2 protein-coding genes and 1 pseudogene are annotated in these 2740 nt (G+C 71.0%); 2 read left to right on the top strand and 1 reads right to left on the bottom strand.

Going from position 1 to position 2740, the window contains the following annotated elements; translation table 11 throughout:
• Positions 1-701, top strand: a 701-nt coding sequence (locus tag VGR06_RS28790) for a hypothetical protein (RefSeq protein ID WP_327562290.1), incomplete at its 5' end; no start/stop codon positions are given.
• A gap of 42 nt (positions 702-743) precedes the next feature.
• Positions 744-2480: an O-antigen ligase family protein gene (locus tag VGR06_RS28785; protein WP_327562289.1), complete on the top strand. Its 1737-nt coding sequence runs from the start codon at positions 744-746 to the stop codon at positions 2478-2480.
• An 11-nt stretch (positions 2481-2491) separates the two neighbouring features.
• Here the strand turns inward: VGR06_RS28785 and VGR06_RS44055 are convergent.
• Positions 2492-2680: pseudogene (locus tag VGR06_RS44055) on the bottom strand (hypothetical protein); the annotation flags it as partial.
• Between the last annotated feature and the right edge of the window lie 60 nt (positions 2681-2740).

The following is a 2740-nucleotide window of genomic DNA, read 5'->3' as shown; positions in this document are numbered from 1 at the left end:
CCGCGGCGGCTGCAGGGCCGGTTGCCCCATCCACTGGCAGCCTCCACGTCAGCCATGAGCCCGTCGGGTGCATGATAGCCGACCAGTCCCCGCAGATCGAGGCGACAGTCGCGCCCTCGTCGAGTGTCGCCGACGTTCGGGTCTATTTCCGCTCGGCGTTGAGCCCGGACCTCTATTACATCGTGGCGGAGCCACAGGGCGACCGCTACGTGGCAAGCCTGCCCCGTCCTCAACTCAATGCCGGCCCAATTACCTTCTATGTCGAGGCGGCCTCCAGGGGTGGCGTCCTCGGCCGGTCGGCGGAGAGCATCGCCGGGGTCGTGCCAGACGCAGTGGCCTGTCCCGCCGGGTTGCGGCCCGCGCCGATCGACCCGAACACCACGCAGTTGACCATCTTCTCCGAAAGTGGCGCGACGGCTCCGGCCGCAGGGTTCACCGGGATTTCGCGCGTGCTGGCCGGGGCGGCGCTGGCCGCCGCCGGCGTGGGCGCCACAGTCGCGGGGGCGGTCGGCGGCGTCGCGGCCGCGGGGGGGATCCTTGGCATGAGCACCGCCGTTGCCGTGGCGACGGCGGCGGTGGCTGTCGGCGTAGGGACCGCGGTGGCGACCCAGGGCAAGCCGAACGATAACGGCAGGTTCCCTCCGGGCACGCCCTGCACGCTTGATCCGCGTCCAGGCTGCCAGCCATCGCCCTCGCGTTAGGTAGCGAGCCCGACGAAAGAGAACGAGCCGGTCTCCGACCCGGTGGCGATCTCGGCTGCGCGCCGGCTGCGTGCGGCTTCGATTCTCCTGGAGGTCGCACTCGGAGTCGTCATCGCCGGATCGGTCGCGGCGATCGGTTCGGTGCACCCGTGGGCCTACTGGCCTCTCTGGTACGCCTGCGCCGGCATCGCCGCCCTTCTCGTCTACCGGGCGCTCGCGATCAGACGCCTCCGCCGGCTGATCGGGCGGCAGCGCTTTGCCTTCCACCCCTCGGGGCGATGGCTCGTGCTGGACAGCCCCGCGGAATACGGCCGCACGGACTGGAGCTTCGATCTGGAGCGCCCGCTCCTGCCTCCTGGTCCCCTGCTGCTGCCCGGGGTCGTGTTCCTCACGCTGGTGATTGCGCAACTGGTGCCGCTGCCGCCCGGGTGGGCCACGGCTCTCAACGCCGGCCGCGGTGTGATCTCGGTCGCGGAATCAGGTGCGTGGGCGCCGATCACCGTGGACGCGGAGAGCACGTTGCGCGGCGCCGCCTTTCTGGTGGCCGCGCTCCTCTTGCACGTCGGGGCGGTCGCCGCGCTGGACCGCGGTGAGGCCCGACGGCGCTTCCAGAGCTTCGTGGCACTCCTCGGCCTGGCTCTCGCCCTGGTGGCGCTGGGGCAGGTGGCCGTCAACGCGAGGCTGATCTACGGCATCTTCGCCCCCATCGAGAGCGAGACCTTCTTCGGCCCGTTCGTCAACCGCAATCACTTCGCCGGCTACATGCTGCTGGTGGCGCCGATGGCCCTGGCCGTCCTCGCGCGATCGCATCGCCACTACCAGTGGCGCGTGGGAGCGCGGCCGAACTCGAGGCGCCGGCTGGTCGCGCTGGCCAGCCCGGAGGGAGCCGGGTTGATGCTGGCGGTGGTGCCGGCGCTGGCCAGCATCTCCGCCCTCGTCGCCAGCACGTCCCGCGGGGGAATCCTCGCCTTCGTGCTGGGCCTCGTCCTGGCCGGCATCGGTCTGCGGCGCCAGCGCGGAGTGTCTCCGTGGCTGTTTGCCGTCGCGCTGGGGCTGATGGCGATCACGTGGTTCGGCCTGGGCCGGCTCGAGGTGCGGTTCCGGGCGAGCGCCGCCGATTCGGCCGGCCGCACCGTCGTCTGGCGGGAGTCACTGGGGATGCTCCGTCGCGCCTGGTTGACGGGCTACGGCTTCAATACCTTTGGGCTGGCGACCAGCCGGGCCACGCCCTGGCGACTGCCCGTGGGAGCAACGCCCGGGTCGAGCGCCATCGCCGAGGCCGCGCGAGTCGAGGCAATGATCGGCTACCGCACGCCGTCCCAGATACCGGCCATCGTGTGGTATCGGGAAGCGCACGACGACTATGTCCAGGTCGCCGTGGAGTGCGGGGCGGCGGGGCTGATCGTCGCTGTCTGGGCTGCGGTTCGTGTGCTCAAGGCGGCGCGTCTGGAGCCCTGGGTGATGGCCGCCCTGGCCGGGGTGTTGCTGCACGTCGTGGTCGACTTCGACCTCCAGATCCCCGCCATCACGGTGCTGTTCGTCTGCATCGCCGGGCTGTGTCAGGAGGGCGGCGCCTCCGGCCGCATCGCAATCAGGCATACCAGCAGCACCGGAATCGCCGGGATCTGCAGGTCGAAGTCCACGAAGGCGTGCATCAGCACCGCGGCTACCGCGGCGAGGAGCCAAGGATCGCGGCGCACGGCGCCGAGAGCGGCCACCGCGGCCCACAGCGCGATGGCAAGACCGGGAATCCCCGTCTCAACCAGCGTCTGGACGTAATCGTTGTGCGCCTCGCGGTACCAGGCCAGGTCCCGGAGCTCGGTGAGCGTGCGGGTCCCCGGGCGTTCGCCCGCGCGAACTGCCGACTCGATCTCTTCCGGCCACGGGGTCGCCCCTTTCGGAAGCGGCCACGGTGTCGTGCGGCTCATGCTCAGGGCGAACGTGTTGAACCCGGTTCCGGTCAGCCAATGGCCCTTCATTCGGCCGAGCGAGTCGCGCCACACCGCGGTGCGGCCGGGAGCGTCGGCCGTCGTCTCGTT

The organism is Actinophytocola sp. (genome assembly GCF_036002505.1).
GTDB lineage: Bacteria > Actinomycetota > Actinomycetes > Mycobacteriales > Pseudonocardiaceae > DASYTH01.
The sequence above is the reverse complement of the archived record's forward strand: the minus strand, read 5'-3'. Positions and strand labels throughout refer to the sequence as shown.